This is a genomic window from Pseudomonas nicosulfuronedens, from assembly GCF_005877905.1.
In the GTDB taxonomy this organism is placed as follows: Bacteria; Pseudomonadota; Gammaproteobacteria; order Pseudomonadales; family Pseudomonadaceae; genus Pseudomonas; species Pseudomonas nicosulfuronedens.
In genome coordinates this window covers 19,238-38,363 of the sequence record NZ_SWDV01000033.1, presented here as the reverse complement: position 1 = coordinate 38,363, position 19,126 = coordinate 19,238, and the positions used below count along the sequence as shown (strand labels likewise).

The window sequence follows — 19,126 nt, the reverse complement described above, 5'->3', positions numbered from 1 at the left end:
TCTCACGCAATGAGCCCAGCTTCCGCCCATCCGTCCAACGCCTTCTACGCGCCGACGCTACTGCCAGCCATGGAAGAGCTGCTCGCCCGCGGGATTGCTGCCACGGAGCTGGAGGCCTGCATGCGCCGGACGCTGCTGGAGCTGCGCACGCCGCTGGTGCGCGTGCCGCTGTTTCTCTCCCGGCGCTTCTGGGACCTCGCCGAGCGGGCCAGCGGCGAAGCCGCCATCGGCCTGCTGGCAGGCAAGCGCTTCGTGTCGACCCTGACCAACGGCCTGACCTACCTGTTCGATGTGGCGCCGACCCTGGAAGCGGCCTGCACCTACTTCGCCCGGTACTTCCCCTACTTCAACGGCTCGCTGTACATCGAACTGCGCATCGAGGACGACAGCGTCGCCCTGGTTCTCTCCGAATGCGGCGCGCTGCTGTCCGGCCGGCAGAGCCGCGAGTACACCCTGGTCGGCATCTGCAGTCTGCTGCGCCGCAAGCTGCTGGCCAGCGGCATTGCCCAGGACCCGCTGCTCGGCATCCAGTTGCCCGGTCACGCTCCAGCGAACGCCGAACTCTATGAGCAAACCCTGCGCGCGCCTCTGCACTGGTGCAGCGATGTGTCCGAGATGGTGCTGCAGCTGCAACCGGCGCTGTTCCTCCAGCCGCTGTCTCCAGCCAATCCCGAGCTGGAGGCGACCCTGGTCGGCATCGTCGAGCAGGCGCGCGGGCAGACCCAGCGAACCCTGCTGGACGAAGCCGCCGACCATATCGCTGGCACCCTGGCGGAGGGCGCGAGCTTCCAGTCCTTCTGCAAGACCCGTCACCTGACCGAGCGCACCGCCGCACGGCGGCTGCTCAGCCACGGCTGGCGCTACAGCGAGCTGCTCGACGAGCAGCGTCGCTACAAGGCGCTCGACCTGCTGGACGACCCGGTACTGTCGCTCGCGCAGATCACCGACCGGCTCGGCTATGGGGATCTGCAGAGTTTCTCCCGGGCCTTCGGCCGCTGGTACGGCAGCGGCCCGGGCGCCTGGCGCGAAGCGCAAAGGCGCAGAGGATGAGCGGGACCCGCCCTGCCCTGCTCGACAGGGCGTGAGCGACTCAGCGGGTCCAGAGCGGATCGGTGGTGAAAGCGATGGTCAACCAGCGGTTGGGACCTTCGCCGCCGATGGCCTCGCCGATCTCGTCGCGCAGCCTGTCCCACTCGGCCAGGGTCTGCGCCGGCCAGTTCGGCGGAACGATGAAGTACAGCTCGATCTGCTGCGCCCGCCCGACCTTGGCGACGTAGGCCTGGTAGGCCAGGAACCCGTGCTGAACCACAGCGGCTGTGGCGACTTCGTCGACGTGCTCCTTCAACTCGGGCGGCGTGACCAGGAGGATGTCCTTGAAGGCCTGGCGAATGGTCAGGAAGGGAATCGGCAGGATAACCAGGCAGATCAGCGCCAGCACCGCAGGGTCGACATAGGGGCCGATGTGCGCGTAGCCGCTCACGGTAGCCACATCACCCACCAGGAAGGCGATCAGCAAGGCCAGGGAAATGCTGCCGGACATCACCCAGGATTTCGCATCGAGGGCAACGAAGTCCGAACCGATGCGCTTGTTCGCGCGGAACTGCACCACCGCCAGGGCGAAACAGACCAGCGTGGCGACCGCCGCATAGAGAATGGCGAAGCCGAATTCCAGCGCGTGACCGCCGGTGAGCAGCCGGCCGATGGCGTTGATCAGTGCATACAGCGTAACGCCCGAGAGCAGCGTGCCGTTGAGTGCCAGCACCATGGGTTCCAGGTGCCAGAAGCCCATGTTGAAGCGCTCGGCCAGACGCCGGCTGGCGTCGCCCTCGGTGGTATGGCGGCGGATCAGAGTGGCCACCATCAGCGCCAGGCCGCTCATGCTGGCATCGGCCAGGGAATAGACGCCGTCGAAGACGATGGAGAAGGATCCCGAAAGCAGGCCGACGATAATCCCGAAACCGGCCAACAGCACGGTCACGATGATGGAAAGCCGCAGGATGCCCTGTTCTGTTTTCATGGCTGGCGTGCTCCTCGCGCCTTGAGTGGTCGCGTCGCCGGAAACAGGCCCGAAGGGCACTGGCGGCTTCGCTGGGGGGCGCGACTATATGTCAGCGCCGGCACCAAGGCTATTGGCGCCCGGGCAATGTCGCTATGCACTTTCGCAAGGTGGCGGACGGCCAGGAACGGCCCCTTGTACGCAGCGGACCCGCGTTGGCCACCCCATGGCAATGCTGCCCACTGACATCGTAAGCTTCGCACAACCCAGCCGAACCCCTGGATGGTCAACAGGCCCGCGCTGGAAGGGTTGCTCAAGGAACTGAAGCAATACCCTGCCCGCCCCCCGGCACAGCCCGTTCGTTGCCCACGCTTATCGCCAAACACAAGGAAGCGTCATGCGTAGCGTCAATCTCCTGATCATGTTTGCGGTGTCCGTCATCAGCGCACTGTCGGGTGCGTTCAATCTGCTGAACGGGGTCAAGCATTACCCCAACAGCCTGCCCTTAACGGTGTTGCTCGTGGGCCTTTCGCTGATTTCGTTCGCCTACGCACTGCTGCTGTTGAAGCCCGCCGAGAAAGGCAACACAGGGCAGTGGCTGGTTCTTCTGTGTTATGCCATCAGCGCCGTCTCCGGGACCGTCGCCTGCGGCATCCTCGGTACGCTCCCCTTCATCATGCAGAGCATGGCTTTGAGTCTCGTCCCGGCGCTGAACTCCCTCAGGCTTCCGTTCCTGGTCTGCGCACTTCCTGCAGTGGCCCCCTACGCCCTGGCCGTCGTCTACCTGCGGCGACAACGCGCCGCCCTTCGCCTGACTCCAGGCCAGTAGCAGCGCCGCCCCTTGCGGGCAGAGTCAGGCCGTGCGCAGCGGCACTTCCTGCAACAGCCACGACAGTGCGAAAGCCACGGCGCTGACCAGGCATGCCACCAGGAACACCCAGTGCATCGCCCCGGAAAAGGCCTGCAGGTAGGTCTGCTGCAGCGCCACCGGCAAGGCATGCACGGCGGCCGGCGACAGGTTGGCCGGGGAGCCGGCGCTGGCCGGGAAGCTGCCGGCGAGCCGGCTCATCAGCTCGTGGGAGAACAGCGCGCCGAACACCGAGACGCCAATGGAACCGCCAATGGAGCGGAACAATGTCGCGCCGGAAGTGGCCACGCCCATGTGGCGGAACTCGACGCTGTTCTGCACCGCCAGGATCAGCACCTGCATCACCATGCCCAACCCCGCGCCCAGCAAGGCCATGTAGAGATTCATCTGGACCATCGACGACTGCAGGTCGAGGCGGCTCAGCAGCGCCAGGGCGATGGCCTGCAGCAACGTGCCGAGAATGGGGAATACCCGGTAACGTCCCCAGCGGCTGATCAGCCTGCCGGTGACTGCCGAGACGATCAGCATTGCCCCCATCAGCGGCAGCATCTGCAAGCCCGCACTGGTCGGCGTGGCATCCTTGACCACCTGCATGTAGAGCGGCAGGAAGGTCACCGAGCCGAACAGCGAAACACCGACGGTGAAGCCGATCAGCCCGGCGAGGACGAAGGTTCGATGGCGGAACAGGTGCAGCGGCATGATCGGTTCGGCGGCGATGCGCTGCTCGTGGACGAAGCCGATCAGCCCGACGACAGCGAAGAGCGCCAGGACCATGATGTCGATCGAGGCCCATTTCAGGGTGCTGCCGCCCAGGCTGGTGATCAGCACCAGCGAGGCCAGCGCCAGGGTCAGGAAAAACGCGCCGAAGTAGTCGATGACGTGCTTCACCCGCGCGACGTGGGGCTTGAATGCACTACCGATCACCAGCAGGGCGAGCAGCCCCAGTGGCAGGTTGATGTAGAAGATCCAGCGCCAGGACAGCTGCTCGACCAGGAAGCCGCCCACCAGCGGGCCGACCACGGTGGCAAGGCCGAACACACCACCGAACAGCCCCTGGTAGCGGCCACGCTCGGCCGGCGGAATGACATCGCCAATCGCCGCCATCGCCACCACCATCAGTCCTCCCCCGCCCAGTCCCTGAAGCGCGCGCAGGAGAATCAGCTCGGTCATGTTCTGCGCCAGCCCGCAGAGTGCCGAACCCACCAGGAACAGCACGATGGCGGTCTGCAGCACCAGCTTGCGGCCATACAGGTCGCCGAACTTGCCGTACAGCGGCACCACGACGGTGGAGGCCAGCAGGTAGGCGGTCACCACCCAGGACAGCAGATGCAGGCTGCCCAGTTCGCCGACGATGGTAGGCAAGGCAGTGGACACGATGGTCTGGTCCAGCGCCGCGAGGAACATCACCAGCAGCAAAGCCGCCAGCAACAGGGGAATGGAGGGTTGTGCCTCCCCGGCGTCGGCTGCGGGACTCGCATGGCTGGCCAGGGTTTGATCGGAAGCCGGTTGCATGGGGCTGACCTGAAGAGAGGGGACATCGTTGCGCGGGAATGCAGCCGTGTGCGGACTCAGCAGTCCGCCGCGGTAGCCCGCAGTTGGTACTGACGACCTACCTCCCGCAGGCCCGCCAGGGTGAAGCTGTACAGCTGCGCGGTGACCACTTCACCGGGCATGTCGAGGATGTCGCGCAGGGCACCGTGCCCGCCGCGGGGGCCGATCAGCAGCATTGCCCAGGGCGCGGTCACGCTGAGGATGCAGGGGACCAGCGTGGGGTCGTCTGCCGGGATCCCGGTGATCTCGCTGAACAGCTGCTTGAGCAACGTCAGCTTCAGCGCCTTCTGCGGATGCAGCACCTCCTGACCGTGGCTGCTGGGCGCCAGGGCTTCGGCGGCGAGCACTCGCAAATGCCAGCTCTCTCGTCCACGCGACGCCTTGCGCACCACCAGTTCGGTCAGTGCAAGCAGCTTGTCCGGCGCGGGTTGCTCGGCCTGGATGATCCGCTGCAGATCGGCAATATCGAGAAAGCGCCGCCGGGCCTCCCCCAGCACCGCCTGGTAAAGACCGCTGCGGCTGCCGAAGTGGTAGTTGATCGAGGCCAGGTCCACCTCCGCCTTGGCGGCCACCGCCTTGTTGCTGGTTTCGGCGAAACCGAGAGTCGCGAGCAGTTCGCCGGCGGCTTCGAGGATGCGGATTCGGGTCGCTTCACCATCTTTACGGGATTCGCGGGAGGCCATGGGTTTTCCTTGGCGCAGGAACGATGTCGACCAGACTGACGCAGGCAAACTCTAAATTCAATTTAAATTTAGATTTAACGACGAACTGCGCCCCCAGCGACGGCTTCAGAATGAGCGACCTCGACCACCGGGGACGCTACTACCAGGAGCCTTTGTCGGCGGTGGATTCATCATTTGCCGACGAAAACAGAGACGATTTGTGCTGATTCAGGTGATCCCAAGGGCTGTATGGAATAACCTTGCACCACGCAATCAACCTCGAAGCTGTGAATTGAACAATGGGTTTTGAACAACTAGCTGGGCTACGTGACCGCCTGCGGGCAGAAAAAGAGCAGGCCAAGGCCGCTGGCGAGAAGCGCCGCAAGCCGAAGGCCACACCGCAGGAGAAACCTCGTGAGCAGGATCCTGCGCTGGAAGCGATCTGGCGATTGCAGCGGCATTTTCCATTGGCCTTCCCCGTGAATCCGGCGCCCAAGGTTCCGCTCAAGGAAGGGATTCTCAAGGATGCCGAGCAACACCTGGCGCAACTCGGGATAACCAGCGAGCAGCTCAAACTGGGTGTCGCGGCGTGGTGCCGGGGAGCTCGATACTGGGCCAGCATGGTGGAGAACGCACCGCGCCTGGACTTGAACGGCCAGGCAGTCGGCAGCGTGACCGCCGCCCAGGCGCTGCACGCGAAGCAGCAGGCTTCGCGGCAACGCAGCCAGGAGCGTCGGAATCGGGAGAAGTTGAAAAATCGTACTCCCGCCACCGCCGAAACCACTTCCGATACCACCACGGCTCAGTCTTCGGACTGAGCCCGGTCGCGGCTTTCATCGTCTCGGCAATCCCTCCGGCGAGTGACTGGCCAACACGGCAGCTTCGGGTCAGAAGCTGCCGGTGACTGCCGATGCGCTGAACCGCTAGCGCCCTACCCGCCTGGCGTGCGAGCGAGCTCCGCAACAGAGCCCGGGCGAATCCGGTTCAAAGGCACATGCGATAGCTGCCTGCCGATCGGGTCATTGCGCCGCCCTGATCCACTCAGCGGCTCTCTCAGCAATCATGATGGTCGGTGCGTTGGTGTTGCCCCCGATCAGGGTCGGCATGATCGAGGCATCGACAACCCTGAGCCCTTCGATGCCATGCACGCGGAGCTGGTTGTCCACCACGGCCATCTCGTCGCTCCCCATCTTGCAGGTACCGACAGGGTGATAGACGGTGTCGGTGCGCCTGCGCAACAGCTCGATCAATTGCTCATCGCTGGCCAGGTCGCTGCCGTACAGGTCCTTCAGCCCATAGCGCACCAGCGGCGACTGCCCCACGATCTCCCGCACCATGCGATAGCCCTTGAGCAGCGTGCCGACATCATCGTCGTGGCCGAGGAAATTCGGGTCGATGCGCGGCGGCGCGAAAGGATCGGCCGAGTGCAATCCGACGCTGCCGACGCTCTTGGGACGCAGCACGCAAACGTGACAGCTGAAGCCATGCCCCCAATGCAGCTTTCTGCCATGGTCGTCGATCGGCCCGATGACCGCGTGCAACTGGATGTCCGGGCGTGGCAGCTCCTGCGAGGTCTTGAGGAACCCCCCACTCTCCGCGCAGTTGCTGGCGAAGGGACCGGTCTTGTGGCGCGCATATTCGACGAAGGCCTTTCCCATCTTTACCGTACCGCTGGCGGAGATACCCAGCAGCGAGGTGTCGTGGCTTTTGTAGCAGGCCACGATATCGGGATGATCCTGAAGGTTCTGCCCGACCCCGGGCAGTTCATGGTGCAAGGCAATGCCCTGGGGCTTGAGCTCGCTCTGCGCGCCGATTCCCGAAAGCATCAGTAGCTGCGGGCTGGCAAACGCCCCTGCACTGAGCAGGACTTCACGGCGCGCTCGGATTTCCAGGCGCTCGCCTTTCAGCGATACCTGCATACCCACCGCACGCTTGCCTTGCAGCAGGATGCGCTGAGCATGCACACCGGTAATGACGGTCAGGTTGCCGCGCAGCTCGCGGATCGGTTTGAGGAAGGCGGCGGCGGCGCTCCAGCGGCGCCCGTCGCGAATGGTCACGTCGTAGTGCCCCACGCCCTCCTGCTCGGCGCCATTGAAGTCGGCGTTGCGTTGATGCCCCGCCTGGCCGGCCGCGTCAAGGAACGCATTGGTGACCGCGTGCGGCTGCACCCTCCCCACATGCAACTCGCCCTCGCCGCCATGGAAAGGGCTGCCACCCAGATGGTGGCCTTCACTTTTCCGGAAGTACGGCAGGACGTCGTCATAGGACCAGCCGGGGTTACCGAGGGCTTGCCAGTCGTCGTAGTCGCTGCGGTGACCACGGATGTAGATCATGCCGTTGATCGAACTGCTGCCCCCCAGGGTTTTCCCCCGTGGCTGGTACCCATGGCGCCCCATCAGGCCTGGCTGTGGCACCGTCTGCAATGCCCAGTTCACATGGCGCGTCGGGAGGATCGCCGCCACGCCGATCGGAGCATGGATCAACGGGGAGGTGTCTTCGGAACCGGCCTCCAGCAGGCACACCCGCACTGACGGATCGGCACTGAGGCGATTAGCGAGTACGCAGCCAGCCGAGCCGGCGCCAACGATGACGTAATCGAATTCCATACTTGTTCTTCTCGGTTCGCGGATGATGGGCACCCGGCAGATCACGGGGTGCCGGGGTCTGGAATTCTTCGTCGATGAGGAGCAAATTAATTGATCCTTGACGACTAGCATTTGATTTTTGACGACTGTGACAGCACTCATCCGCACCACCTCGTTCATTGGATTTCCGCAGTTGGTCGCGCAGCTGGGCGGCGATCCTGCCCAGTTCCTGCGTCGCTTCCAGATCGACCCACGCGCACTCGAAGATGACGACGCGCGGGTCCCGCTGAGATCGCTGGTGGCGGTGCTCGAATGTGCTGCCAATGAGCTGGACTGCCCCGACCTGGGTCTGCGCATGGCGGAGTATCAGGACCTGCATGTCCTGGGGCCCGTCGCACTGATTGCGCGAAACTCGGCAACCGTCGGCCAGGCACTGGAGGAGATATCGCGCTTCATCGGCTACCACAGCCCCGGCATCGACGTGCAACTCGACCGCTCGGAGCCTGAGGCGCCCCGGCTGGTGATCGAGATCCGCCTGCCCGGCCCAACGAGGCGGCGACAGATGCAGGACCTCGCGCTGGGCGTGGGATACAACACGATGAAATTGCTCTGCGGCAGCCAGTTCAGCGCCCAGGCCCTTCTGCTCGCCGGGGCCGGCTCACTGCCCTCCGCCCGGTACCGGCGCTACTTCAGGACGACCATCTATTTCGGCCAGGACTGCAATGCCCTGATCCTGAGCCCGGACCAGCTCGGCCAGCGAATCGAGCGTCAGGACGCCCAGTTACACCGGGTATTGCTGGACTACCTCAGCCCCTTCGATGCACAGGGCTCCGCTGGCCTGGTGCGGCAAGTGGAAACGCTGATCCTGCGGACGTTGCCGACTCAGCGCTGCCGCATCAGCCTGATCGCCGAGCAGCTGGGGTTGCATGAACGGGTGCTGCAACGGCGCCTTGCCGACGAGGGAACGGGCTTCGAGGCGTTGCTGGAACAGGCTCGGCGCTCCTGTGCGCAGCGCTATCTGGCCGAGCGCCATATGCCACTGTCCCAGGTGGCTGGCCTGCTGGGCTACAGCGAACAAAGCGTCTTCAACCGTGCCTGCCGCCGCTGGTTCGATGACACGCCGCGCGGAATGCGCCGACAGTTGCTCGATGCCGCAGACGCCTCGCTATCGGCCGATCTGCCTGACTAGGACGGAGCATCGCGGCGCTATCTCACCAGCCCCAGCTCCTTGGCGCGGACGATGGCCTGGGTGCGGCGCGCCACTCCAAGCTTCACATTGATCTTCTGCGCATGGCTCTTGACCGTGTGCAGGGAAATGAAGAGCTGCTCGGCAATGTCCTGGTTGGACAACCCCTGGGCGATCATCTTCAGCACCGACAGCTCACGCGGGCTGAGCAGCACCGCGGCGGGCTGCTGGTCGTCGGCTCGGAGGGATTCCTTCCCCCAGCGAACCAGGCCCGGATTGCGCAGGCTGCAAGCGTACTCCGCACTGACCATGCCGATCTGCCGGGACAGCGACATCGCATCCAGCAACGCCCGCCGCGCGGAGAGCTGCTGGCCCTTGGCATAGTGTGCCTCGGCCAGGCCGAACCACAGTTCCACCGCCAGAGCGCGCCGCTCCTGCTGAAGGGCAGCCTTGAGCATCCCTTCGAAGATTGCCGAGACATCCTCCCCCGACGCCAGGCGTGCATGGGCAAGCGCCAGCTGGAGGTGTTGCACCAACTCGGGGTTGCCATAGGGTGGCCTCTTGCGGGCGGGGCCGCTGTACTGCAGCAGACACGCTTCCAGCGCAGCGCGGGCACGGCTGGCGTGCCCCTCCTGGATCCAGAGCCGGGCGTAACCCAGCAGCAGCAGATTCTGGTACAGCGGCTCGGTGATGTTGCGGAACTGCAGCAACCGCTCGGCATCGGCGAGACGGAGATGGGCTTGCGAAAGGGACTGTTGCATCGCATCCAGCTCGGCCAGCCCTATGTATCCCCAGGAGGCGGCTGGATCTTCGCAGTCCAGGCACTCCTGCAATCCAGCCTCGAAGTGTCCACGGGCTGCGGCGTATTGGCCCAAGCGAGTCAGCAACGCTCCCAGGCGCAATCTTGTTCGACCACTCAGCGGATTGGCTTCGCCCCTCCCCGCAGCATTCAGCTCGTGGTGGAGCTGTTCCGCCAGGCGCAATGCGGCCTTGAGCTCGCCGCGCATCTCCAGGAGCTGTACCTGCTGCAGCAGCAGCAAGGCCTCGAGCACCCGGCTGCCGTGGCGGCGAGCCACTCTGATGGCGTCGCGGTGGAACTGCTGGGCCGTCTCGAGGCGCCCGTCGACTATTTCCACTTCGATGAGCGCTGTCAGCACTATCACGTGTTGTGCCCAGGCGGACTCCGGCAGGTTCTCCAGCGCCTCGCGCATATGCGGGGTATCGACCCTGCCGCGGTGGTACTCGAGCTTGCCGCTGAGTGCCTGGCACTGTGCGAGCAGTTCACGCTGGCGCTGCGCCGTCGGCTGCGGCAGAAACCGTTGCAGTTGCGCGGCGCAGATCTCGGCTTCATCCAGCCGACCGCTGATGAGCAGCGCCCAGGAGTTGAGGATCAGCAGCCGAGGGGTACTGGAAATGAGTTCCACGGGTAAAAGGTTGCGCCAGCGAAGCACGCGCGCCATCTGGCTACCGTGCAGCAACCTGTCGCGGTTGAAGTGCTGCAAGAGACTGGCGGCGATCTCAGCCTGGTCAGCCAGCAATGCATAGTCGATGGCTTGGCGAATCTGCTCGCGCCCCGCCGCCCATTGGCATGCATGGCGGAACAGAGCGCGCTTGAGATTCTGCGCCACCTCCGCTGCGAGGATGCTTCCCACCGCTGGCCTCACGCGATGCAGCCCTTGATCGCTGTCCAGCGTTTCGATGAATACGCCCGCCTCCAGCAATTGCTGAAGCAACAGCTGGCCTTCGCCAACACCGAGCACATGCTCGCAGAGAGAGGCATCGAAATCCTGCAGGCAGGAAAGCTTGCAAAGCGCCTGTCGCAAGTCGTCCGACAGCTCGGCGAGCACCTCCTGCTCCAGATACCGGCGAACCAGTGCATTGCCCTGAGCGGCCTCTGGTGGCTGACCAGGATCGCGGCCATGCAGGCGCAAGCGGATGCCAGCGAACCACCCATCCGTCTGAGCCATCAGCGCCTGCACCGTTGCAGGCGGAGCTTCGCCATAAAGACTACCCAGCAGATCACGCAACTCGGCAGCGGTCATGGCCAGGTCGTCGGCCCCGAGCTCGAACAACTCCCCTTCCAGCAGCAATCGCTCCAGCTTGCAGGCAGGCCGACGTCGGCTCGCGAGCCACCAACGCACATTGGCCGACGAGGCGTGAAGCAGCAGGTCGAGGAGCCGGTCAAGACGCTCATCACCCAGCTGCGGCAGGTCATCGAGCATGATCCAGAGAGGGCCATCCTGTTGCGCCAGGCAGGCAAGCACGCTGCCCACGTCATTGCCAACCAGGCCGAGCGCCTTGGCCAGGAGACTCAGCAGTGAGTCTTCATCCAGGCGCAGCCCCTTCAGATCCAGCCAGTGCAGGCGCGTGCCTTCCGGTCGAGCCTGGGCGCACTCGCGCAGCAGCACGCTCTTGCCACTACCGGCCGGGGCGCAGATCAGCCGCAAGCGGCACGAAGAGTGAAGAAGCGCCTGGCTCAGGCGTGGGCGTGGCAGGAAGCCGGTGGGCAAGGCGGGAGCGCGGCACGGGTCCGTGTAGATAGTCGCCGTGGGCATGGCGTTACTCGTTGGTTTGCAGTGAGACAAAGGAGGCATCGTACGGATTGAAGCGCCGACTGTATTGGACTTGCCGACGATCTGGCACAAAAAAGGGCGGCCCATGGGCCGCCCAACACGGAGTTGCTCTGTGAAACCCTGCAGCCTCAGCGCACGCCAGTCTGGCGCAGCGCCGCCGGGGTGTAGTCCGCGGCAAGGGCCTTGGCACCGAACACGATGCTCTGCCGCTCTTCGTTCTTCAGGCCCATGACCGAGTAGCGCCCGGAGATGACGTCGTAGAGGGCTTCGGCGGTATAACCCGGCACCTTCTGGTTGTAGTACTGCTGGGCGTGGCCTTCGCCGACGCGCCAGAGCTGGCCGCGACCATCGTAGTGGTCGACCTCCGCCAGTTGCCAGGTGTCCTCGTCGAAGAACATGTGGCGCTTGGCGTAGATATGCCGCTCGCCGCTCTTCAGGGTGCCGACGACTTCCCACACGCGGTGCAGCTCATAGCGGGTCAGGTCCTGGTTGATGTGGCCGGCCTTGATGATGTCGTCGTACTTGAGCGATGGCGAATCCAGCTTGTAGCTGTTGTAAGGGATGTACAGCTCCTTCTTGCCGACGAGTTTCCAGTCATAGCGATCCGGCGAGCCGTTGTACATGTCGTAGTTGTCGGAGGTGGCCAGACCGTCGGCGGCCGTTGCCGGGCCGTCGTAGGCCACCTGCGGAGCCCGGCGCACGCGGCGCTGGCCGGCGTTATAGACCCAGGCCTGACGTGGCTCCGTCACCTGGTCGATGGTCTCGTGCACCAGCAGGACGTTGCCCGCCAGGCGCGCTGGCGCGGTCACGCGCTGGATGAAGTAGAAGAGGATGTTGCCGCCCTTCTCCTTGTCGAAGTCCGCCAGGTTGGCCGGGTACGACACCTCGTCCTCGAAATGCACCATCGAGAAGGTACCGTCTACCTGCGGCTGCACGCGGGTGATGTAACGGTGGATGTTACCGCCGCGGTAACGCGTCTCGTGGTTCCACACCAGTTCCACGCCGGTCTTGGGGATCGGGAAGGCGTAGTAGCGGCTGTCAAAGTTCTGCAGGCCATTGCCGCCAGCTAGCAATTCGGTGCGCTGGGCGCTGGTCTTGGCGGCGGCATAGATTTCGTCCGGCAGCGCGGCGGTGCGATGGGTCGGATAGACCGGGATCTTGTAGGTGTCCGGATAGCGCTTGAACATCGCCATCTGGCCGTCGGTGAGCTTGGCCTTGTACTGCTCGGCGTTGGCGGCGGTGATCACGAACAGCGGTTTTTCATTGGCGAAGGGGTCCGCCAGGAAGCCCTTGGCGTCGACCGCGCCGGCGTTGACTGGCAAGCCGCCGGTCCAGGCCGGGATACTGCCATCGGCATTACCGGCCTTTTCCGCGCCCATGGGCGTCAGGCTGGCGCCCAGTTGGGCCACTTCGGCCGCAGGAGCCGCTGCCATTACGCTGCTGGCCAGCAAGGACAGGGCCAGCACGCCGGACTGCATCAGGAATCGTTGATTGAGCATTGCTTGGTCCTCTGCGTTAGAAGTTCACGCCGAAACTGAGTGCGACGAAGTCGCGGTCGACCGAGGTGTTGAAGTCGCCGCCGAAGAAGTCGGTGTAGGAAAGGCTGGTGGTGTAGGTGTTGGCGTAGTCCGCATCAACGCCAAAGCTGATGGCCTTGTTGCCCTCGTTGAACAGGCCGTTGGGGCCGTAGCCGTGGACGTCGTGGGACCAGCTGATGTTCGGGCGCAGGTTCACCCCGGCAAACACGCTGTTGTAGTCCCAGATCGCCCGGGCGCGATAACCCCAGGACGTGGAAGTCACGTAGCCGTCGTTATCGCAGTTGGTGGTCAGGTTGGTGTAATCGTTGTTGCCCACCGCGCCGGCAATGGTGGTCTGGTTCAGCGCACGGCAGGTATTGACCGTGCCGGTGGCGGGTAGCTCTCCCGGACCGTAGACGGGGTCGCGGCCATAGCGCGCGTCCTGCCGCGAATCCAGGCCGCCTACATGCACCACGCCCAGCTCGCCGACGAGGGTCAGGCGTTCGGCGCCCATCACCTGGTCGAAGAAGTGCGTCAGGGTGGTCTGGAACTGGGTGATTTCCTTGCGGCGATAGCCGTGCAGGTCCTGCCCCGGCGTGGCGTCGAGCACCGACGCGTTGCCGTAGGCGGCGAAGGCCGGGTTGATCGCCGCCAGTGGCCCGACGCCGGCGAACAACAGGTCGGTGGTATTGAGCTGCACCGGCGCGTTGGGTCGATAACTCACCTCGCCGCTCCAGGCCGTACCGGTGGGCAAGGTGGTGGAGAAGCTCAGGCCGTACAGGTGAATATCCTCGGGGTACTCCATGAAGTAGCTGGAGTTGCCCGCCACCACCAGCGGTGCACCGGCACCGGCCCGGGCAGCAACGTTGTAGAGCCCCTGCGACGGCGAGGTCACGCTCAGGAACGGTGCGCGGCTGTGGTAGTTCATGAAATAGGCGCCGAACTCGGTGTTCAGCGGGTCGAACAGATAGCGCAGCGCCAGGCCCCACTGGCCGCTGTCACGGGCATCGCGGTCGCCGGCACGGCGTACCAGGGTGCCCTCGCCGTTCTGGTCGATGTCCATCGAGGTGCCCGGCAGCGCGGCATTGATCGCGCGGCCCGCGGCCAGGTTGTTGGTCAGCAGGCGCAGGTTGTTCGAGCAGCCATCGGCCACCACGTCGGCCTGGGAGAAGAAGGTGCCGCAGTTGTCGACGACCGTCTGGTCCCACTCCAGCTGGTAGAAGGCTTCGGCGGAGAGGCTGTCGGTCAGGCTCTGGGACACATAGAACATGTTCACCGGGATCAGGCCTTCCTTGATCTCGGCGCCGGGGCGGCGAAAGGCGGCCACGTCGATCGGGTTGATCGAGTTGATGCTGTTGAGGATGAAGGTGCTTTCGCCCCAGCTCACCACCTGCTTGCCCAGGCGGACCGAGCCCGGCTGATCGGCGATGGTGTAGTTGTGGTAGACGAAGGCATCGAGCATCTGCGCGCCGGAGGATTTGGCGCCTTCCTTGCGGCCGCTGTCGCTGATGTCCTTGAACGGGCGGCTTTCATCCTTGAGCTCGAAGTCGTACCAGTACTTGCCGCGCAGGAACACGCCGGTGTCTTCGTACTTGAGCTCGAGGTCGTGGATGCCCTTGAAGATCTTCGAGAAGGTCTTGCCCTTCTTGAAGTTCAGGTGACCGTCGTCGGAGGTCTGCGACAGACCCTTTCCACCATTGTTGACGCCAATCAGGTCCGGATCGCCACCGCGAAGCGCCCAACTGGCCCCCACGGACAGAGAGGAATCGAAAGTCCCCTCGATCTCACCGATAGTGAATGTCGCGGCCTGGATCTGTGCGGCACAGCCCATTGCTACGGCAAGTGCAAGTGCGTTTGGGACGAATCCGGCGCGCGCTGTTTTTGTTGTCATGCGGCTTTCCCGTGGTTGGTGTTGGCCCGGGAAAACTAATCAGTAAGCCTGCTCCACGTAAGCGACGAAGTAGGGATTCAAAAAATCATACTTAGGTATGAGTGCGACCCTGTCGCTGGCGTTAGCTGGCAGATGGACGACGCTCTTCTGGCGGGGAGCCAACGAACAAGCTTCCCGATACGTGCGCTACCGTCGATTGGCCTGTCGTGAAATGTTCATTACTTGGTCTGATGCAAGCTCGGTACAGACAGGCATCCACAAGACCGCCAAGGCGAGCATCCTCGCTCAGGCCATCTTTCCAAGTGCGGATGTCGAAAGTTGGAAATCAGCCAAGTGAAGCGCGCTCCGGCACCTGCACATCATGGCCTTGCTTGCGCAGCTGGGCCGCCACTTCCTCGCAGGCTGGCCGCGCAACCTCGGCAATGCAACGAAACACAGGGGCACGCCGGGGGCAGCGCCTGATAACGCAAGCCCCGACGCTGGCGATCTATTGAGGGTGCCTCGACCGCCCGCTGGCCATCACGGACAGCGCGTGCCGCCGCCAGCGTTGGCCTGCGCCACCTGCTCGGCGAACTTGCGCAGGTTGGTCTGCTGCGCAACCACCAGCGCCTCGACGCTGGGACCGGCCGGTGTCTGCAAGCTGCTGCGGCAGACCAGAGGTTTGTCCGAACCGCGACGCTGCAAGCGCCAGCGCGCATCGAGCAACGCGTACTGGCCCGGCACCGAGTCGAAGCGCTGCACGTCCACGCGCAGCAACGCGGCGCCCGAACCCGGCGCTCCGAGCTGGTCTTCAAGGGCGTTGCGGAATTCATCCACCAGGTTGGCGCCCCACCACTCGGTTTCCAGGATTGCCAAGCCGCTGCCACCCTGGCGAATGACGAGCTGCGAGCGATCGACCTGCGGCGGCATGGACACCCGCTCCACCTTCACCTGGCCGCTGGCCGGTCCGCCCGGCTGGGCGGGCACGAGCGTGTGGTAATGGATGGGCGCACTACTGCAGCCCCACATCATGGGGAACAGGCCGGCCAGGAGAAGCATGGGCAGCTTCGGCATCTGAAGTCTCTCCTTGATCAGGGCTGAAGGTTATCGGCGTCGGCGTTCTTCGGCCGCCCGCGGATCAGCGATTCCGGGTGACGCCCCAGGTAGTCCGACAGGTCGCGCAGGGAGCGCGACATGCGGTCCAACTCATCCAGGGTGTCGCTGAGCTTTTCGCGCTGCGGCGAGTTCTCGCCCAGCGCCGAATTGGCCGAGGCCAGCGTCGTACGGACCTCATCCAGGGTCTTGGTAACCCCCGGTAGCGTCTGGGTGTTGAACTGCTTGAGGCTGGTCTGCAGCTCACGCAGGTTGCCGTCCAGGTTGTTGGCGATGCGTTCGAGCGGCAGCTTGCCGATGCGGTCCACCACGGCCTGCAATTGTTCCTGGAGCTTCGCCAGGCTGCTGGGCACCGTCGGGATACGCAGCGGCCGTGCAGTGGCATCGAAGGCCACGGGCTTGGCATCGGGATAGAAGTCCAGCGAGATGTACAGCTGCCCGGTCAACAGGTTGCCACTGCGAGCCTGGGCGCGCATGCCGTGCTCGACGAAGCTGCCGATCACACGGGTGACGCCGCTCTGGTCCCCCACGGTGCTGTCGAACACCTTGAGCATTTTCTGGTGGACAGGTCCCAGGCGCTGCGGGTAGATCACCGCATCGACCACCACCGGGAATATCTGCAGTTTCTCGTCGTAATCCAGCTGGATATTGGTGACCTTGCCGAACTCGACGCCCATGAACTCCACCGGCGCGCCGACGCTCAAGCCACGCATGGACTGGTCGAAGCGCAGGCGCAGGTACTGCGGCAGGCCGGTGGGCGGAGCCAGGGCATTGTCACGGTCGGCGTAGAGGTCGAAGGCCTGGCTGTCCTGGGCGGCGGCCGATTCCTCGCTGCCCTCGGAAGCGCCAAAGGCCAGCCCTCCGACCAACAGCGCCGACAGCGATTCGGTGTTCACCTTCAGGCCGTTGGCGCTGACGTCGACATCGACGCCACTGGCGTTCCAGAAACGCGTGTTCTGGGTCACGAAGGCGTCATTGGGCGCCTTGATGAAGATACCCAGATCCACGCCCTTGCCGTCGCTGCGCAAACCGTAGGAGGTCACCTGACCCACCGGAATCTTGCGGTAATAGATGGGTGAACCAATATCCAGCGAGCCCAGGTCGTCGGCGCGCAGGACGAAACTCTTGCCCTTCTCGCCGTAGGTGATCGGCGGCGGCGCTTCCAGGCCGGTGAAGCGCTTCTGCGGCTTGCTGGATTCGCCCGCGTCGGCGCCGATGAAATTGCCCGAGAGCAGCGTGTCGACGCCCGTCACGCCACCGGCGCCAATGCGCGGGCGAACGACCCAGAACTTCGCGCCTTCGGTGGCGAAGGATTCGGCTTCCTTGTTCAATTTGACGCTGGCAGTGACACTGTTCTTGTCCTTGGCCAGCTCGACGCCCTCGACTTCGCCGATCACCACGCTGCGGTACTTCACCTGCGTCTTGTGGGCGACCAGGCCCTCGCCGGTCTTGAAGGAGATCTCGATGGTCGGCCCCTGCTCCAACCAGCTGCGCACGATCAGCGAGGCACCGATCAGCAGAGCCACGATCGGCACGATCCAGACAAGCGAGACGCTCCAGCGCCGGGTGCGGACCTGCGGTTGCCCCGGGGTGTGCTGCTCAGTGTGCGCCATCGATAGGGTCTCCCTCATCCCAGATATGCCGTGGATCGAAACTCATGGCCGCGAGCATGGTGAACACCACGACCATTCCAAAGAAGAGAATGCCGGCGCGCGGCTCGATGGTGCCCAGCTCGCGCATCTGCACGAGGGCCGCCACCAGCGCCACGACCATGACGTCGAGCATCGACCAGTAGCCGATCAGCTCGACGAAACGATACAGCTGCGAGCGTTGCCGGCGCGCCCAGGCGCTACGATGCTGGGCGGTCCAGAGCAGCAGCCCGAGGGACAGGAACTTGATCGCCGGCACACCGATGCTGGCGATGAAGATGATCAGGGCGATGTCCCACGCGCCGCTTTCCCAGAACTCGAGCACACCGCCGCCGATGGTGCTGTCGATACCCTGGCCGAGCATCTCGGTATGCATGACCGGCAACAGGTTGGCCGGTACGTAGAAGATCAGCGCCGCCACCAGATACGCCCAGCCGCGGGCGATGGCGTCGTGCTTGCGGCTATGCAGCGGTGCTCCGCAGCGCTCGCAACGGTGGGCATTGCGACGGGTATCGCAGGCCACGCCGCAGCCGTGGCACAGGCAAAGGTGCAGGTCGCTGGCCAGCGGCGGCGTGCTCATACGCGCTCCCACAGATCACGGATGTCCTTGCCGGCGATGGCGATGATCAACACGCTCAGCGCAGCCATGGCCACCAGGCCGATACCGGGGATCACATCCAGCAACCCAGCCAGCTTGATCACCGCGACCATCGTGCCCAGCAAACAGACTTCCAGCATGCTCCAGGGCCGCAGCGCTTCCAGCCAGCGCATACAGAAGGCGAAAGCCGGGGCACGGTGCCCAGCGAGGGCGAAGGTCAGCACCCAGAGGAGCAACGAGACCTGCAGGGCCGGCGCCAGGATGATCGCAAGGCCGGTGATCAGTGCAATGAAGGTGATGGGACCGTTGCTGAGGATCAGCACGGCATCCCAAAGCGTCGCCGAGTTGCTCAGGCCCTGCATGCTGATAGTCATCACGGGATAGGCATTGGCGAAAGCCAACAGCACGGCGCCGGTCAGCGCCAGCGCCAAGCGTTGCTGCACCGTCAACGCATTGTGCCGCTGCAGCACCCCGCCGCAGCGCACACACACCGCACGCTGGTGACGCTGTAGCGGCTGGCGTTCGTACACCGCGTCGCAGTACTCGCAAATGATCAGGTCACTGGCCGCTGCCATAGGCGCTCTCGTAGCGAGCCGGCGACTGCCGGCCAGGAAAATCGCTATCCACGACGAGAGCCTTGTTGCGGGCTCTGGAGCGATCCGGAAGATGTCAGCAGAAGACTAGTCGAGGATTTTCGATATGGGCGGCGACGCGGCGAAATCGCGCTAAGGAAATGCTGAGCCCACACTCCACTGCATAACAGCAGCGCGGCATGCGCCGACGATACTGGGCGGGTACCACTTCAGCAGGGACCTGCGTCGAGGCGCGATTCCTTCATGCCTTGCGCCCCCCTGAAATCACCGTGCTCCTCGCGATATCTCCAGGGTGTTCCGCCGGACCGGATTCAAATCGGCAGCCTTATCCGCGACACCCCGAACAAGCTGGCACTCAAGCAGAC

Annotated in this window: 14 protein-coding genes and 3 pseudogenes; 4 read left to right on the top strand and 13 right to left on the bottom strand. The window is 64.4% G+C overall.

What is annotated here, in order from left to right; all coding sequences use genetic code 11:
• Positions 1-9 precede the first annotated feature (9 nt).
• Positions 10-1,050 carry an AraC family transcriptional regulator gene (locus FAS41_RS22770; protein ID WP_138525675.1) on the top strand — a complete coding sequence of 347 codons (1,041 nt, stop codon included), beginning with the start codon at positions 10-12 and terminating at the stop codon, positions 1,048-1,050.
• Between the two features lie 40 nt (positions 1,051-1,090).
• Here the strand turns inward: FAS41_RS22770 and FAS41_RS22765 are convergent, their stop codons facing one another.
• Positions 1,091-2,017, bottom strand: coding sequence for a cation diffusion facilitator family transporter (locus FAS41_RS22765; protein WP_138525674.1), 927 nt, complete (start codon positions 2,015-2,017; stop codon positions 1,091-1,093).
• 376 nt (positions 2,018-2,393) lie between these two features.
• On the opposite strand from FAS41_RS22765, the gene FAS41_RS22760 reads away from it, so the two are divergent.
• Positions 2,394-2,825, top strand: a complete 432-nt coding sequence (locus FAS41_RS22760) for a hypothetical protein (RefSeq protein ID WP_138525673.1) — start codon at positions 2,394-2,396, stop codon at positions 2,823-2,825.
• Between the two features lie 24 nt (positions 2,826-2,849).
• Here the strand turns inward: FAS41_RS22760 and FAS41_RS22755 are convergent, their stop codons facing one another.
• Both FAS41_RS22755 and FAS41_RS22750 read right to left on the bottom strand, forming a co-directional pair.
• Positions 2,850-4,376: an MDR family MFS transporter gene (locus FAS41_RS22755; protein ID WP_138525672.1), complete on the bottom strand. Its 1,527-nt coding sequence runs from the start codon at positions 4,374-4,376 to the stop codon at positions 2,850-2,852.
• 56 nt (positions 4,377-4,432) lie between these two features.
• Positions 4,433-5,098: a TetR/AcrR family transcriptional regulator gene (locus FAS41_RS22750; protein WP_138525671.1), complete on the bottom strand. Its 666-nt coding sequence runs from the start codon at positions 5,096-5,098 to the stop codon at positions 4,433-4,435.
• A gap of 278 nt (positions 5,099-5,376) precedes the next feature.
• On the opposite strand from FAS41_RS22750, the gene FAS41_RS22745 reads away from it, so the two are divergent.
• Positions 5,377-5,895, top strand: a complete 519-nt coding sequence (locus FAS41_RS22745; RefSeq protein ID WP_138525670.1) for a ProQ/FinO family protein — start codon at positions 5,377-5,379, stop codon at positions 5,893-5,895.
• A gap of 201 nt (positions 5,896-6,096) precedes the next feature.
• Here the strand turns inward: FAS41_RS22745 and FAS41_RS22740 are convergent, their stop codons facing one another.
• Complete coding sequence (locus tag FAS41_RS22740) at positions 6,097-7,683, bottom strand: GMC family oxidoreductase (protein WP_138525718.1); 1,587 nt, start codon at positions 7,681-7,683, stop codon at positions 6,097-6,099.
• A gap of 172 nt (positions 7,684-7,855) precedes the next feature.
• On the opposite strand from FAS41_RS22740, the gene FAS41_RS22735 reads away from it, so the two are divergent.
• Complete coding sequence (locus tag FAS41_RS22735; protein ID WP_246084922.1) at positions 7,856-8,851, top strand: AraC family transcriptional regulator; 996 nt, start codon at positions 7,856-7,858, stop codon at positions 8,849-8,851.
• Positions 8,852-8,868: 17 nt separating this feature from the next.
• On the opposite strand, the pseudogene FAS41_RS31520 reads toward FAS41_RS22735, so the two are convergent.
• The 9 genes and pseudogenes from FAS41_RS31520 to FAS41_RS22700 form a co-directional block, all read right to left on the bottom strand.
• Positions 8,869-9,057: pseudogene (locus FAS41_RS31520) on the bottom strand (response regulator transcription factor); the annotation flags it as partial.
• A 111-nt stretch (positions 9,058-9,168) separates the two neighbouring features.
• A pseudogene (locus FAS41_RS31570) lies at positions 9,169-10,815 on the bottom strand (winged helix-turn-helix domain-containing protein); the annotation flags it as partial.
• A gap of 734 nt (positions 10,816-11,549) precedes the next feature.
• Entirely contained in the window at positions 11,550-12,920 is a 1,371-nt protein-coding gene (locus FAS41_RS22725; protein ID WP_138525667.1) for a DUF1329 domain-containing protein, read from the bottom strand.
• A 16-nt stretch (positions 12,921-12,936) separates the two neighbouring features.
• The gene (locus tag FAS41_RS22720) at positions 12,937-14,769 is read right to left on the bottom strand and encodes a DUF1302 domain-containing protein (RefSeq protein ID WP_246084925.1); all 1,833 of its coding nucleotides are present in this window, start codon (positions 14,767-14,769) and stop codon (positions 12,937-12,939) included.
• Between the two features lie 403 nt (positions 14,770-15,172).
• Positions 15,173-15,280 (bottom strand): annotated as a pseudogene (locus tag FAS41_RS31205) (hypothetical protein); the annotation flags it as partial.
• A gap of 68 nt (positions 15,281-15,348) precedes the next feature.
• Positions 15,349-15,882 (bottom strand): PqiC family protein, encoded by a 534-nt coding sequence (locus tag FAS41_RS22715; protein WP_138525665.1) that lies wholly within the window; start codon positions 15,880-15,882, stop codon positions 15,349-15,351.
• 17 nt (positions 15,883-15,899) lie between these two features.
• A complete protein-coding gene (locus FAS41_RS22710; protein ID WP_138525664.1) occupies positions 15,900-17,534 on the bottom strand; it encodes a PqiB family protein in 1,635 nt (544 codons plus the stop codon).
• The gene (locus FAS41_RS22705; RefSeq protein WP_138525663.1) at positions 17,521-18,150 is read right to left on the bottom strand and encodes a paraquat-inducible protein A; all 630 of its coding nucleotides are present in this window, start codon (positions 18,148-18,150) and stop codon (positions 17,521-17,523) included. The genes FAS41_RS22710 and FAS41_RS22705 overlap by 14 nt, the downstream gene beginning before the upstream one ends.
• On the bottom strand, positions 18,147-18,743 hold the full coding sequence (locus FAS41_RS22700) for a paraquat-inducible protein A (protein ID WP_138525662.1): 597 nt from the start codon (positions 18,741-18,743) through the stop codon (positions 18,147-18,149). The genes FAS41_RS22705 and FAS41_RS22700 overlap by 4 nt, the downstream gene beginning before the upstream one ends.
• Positions 18,744-19,126 lie beyond the last annotated feature (383 nt).

What these genes read in the sequence shown, in the direction of transcription:
- FAS41_RS22770 (WP_138525675.1), top strand. Translation starts at nt 10, where the DNA reads ATGAGCCCAGCTTCCGCCCATCCGTCCAACGCCTTCTACGCGCCGACG.
- FAS41_RS22765 (WP_138525674.1), bottom strand. Translation starts at nt 2,017, where the DNA reads ATGAAAACAGAACAGGGCATCCTGCGGCTTTCCATCATCGTGACCGTG.
- FAS41_RS22760 (WP_138525673.1), top strand. Translation starts at nt 2,394, where the DNA reads ATGCGTAGCGTCAATCTCCTGATCATGTTTGCGGTGTCCGTCATCAGC.
- FAS41_RS22755 (WP_138525672.1), bottom strand. Translation starts at nt 4,376, where the DNA reads ATGCAACCGGCTTCCGATCAAACCCTGGCCAGCCATGCGAGTCCCGCA.
- FAS41_RS22750 (WP_138525671.1), bottom strand. Translation starts at nt 5,098, where the DNA reads ATGGCCTCCCGCGAATCCCGTAAAGATGGTGAAGCGACCCGAATCCGC.
- FAS41_RS22745 (WP_138525670.1), top strand. Translation starts at nt 5,377, where the DNA reads ATGGGTTTTGAACAACTAGCTGGGCTACGTGACCGCCTGCGGGCAGAA.
- FAS41_RS22740 (WP_138525718.1), bottom strand. Translation starts at nt 7,683, where the DNA reads ATGGAATTCGATTACGTCATCGTTGGCGCCGGCTCGGCTGGCTGCGTA.
- FAS41_RS22725 (WP_138525667.1), bottom strand. Translation starts at nt 12,920, where the DNA reads ATGCTCAATCAACGATTCCTGATGCAGTCCGGCGTGCTGGCCCTGTCC.
- FAS41_RS22720 (WP_246084925.1), bottom strand. Translation starts at nt 14,769, where the DNA reads ATGGGCTGTGCCGCACAGATCCAGGCCGCGACATTCACTATCGGTGAG.
- FAS41_RS22715 (WP_138525665.1), bottom strand. Translation starts at nt 15,882, where the DNA reads ATGCCGAAGCTGCCCATGCTTCTCCTGGCCGGCCTGTTCCCCATGATG.
- FAS41_RS22710 (WP_138525664.1), bottom strand. Translation starts at nt 17,534, where the DNA reads ATGGCGCACACTGAGCAGCACACCCCGGGGCAACCGCAGGTCCGCACC.
- FAS41_RS22705 (WP_138525663.1), bottom strand. Translation starts at nt 18,150, where the DNA reads ATGAGCACGCCGCCGCTGGCCAGCGACCTGCACCTTTGCCTGTGCCAC.
- FAS41_RS22700 (WP_138525662.1), bottom strand. Translation starts at nt 18,743, where the DNA reads ATGGCAGCGGCCAGTGACCTGATCATTTGCGAGTACTGCGACGCGGTG.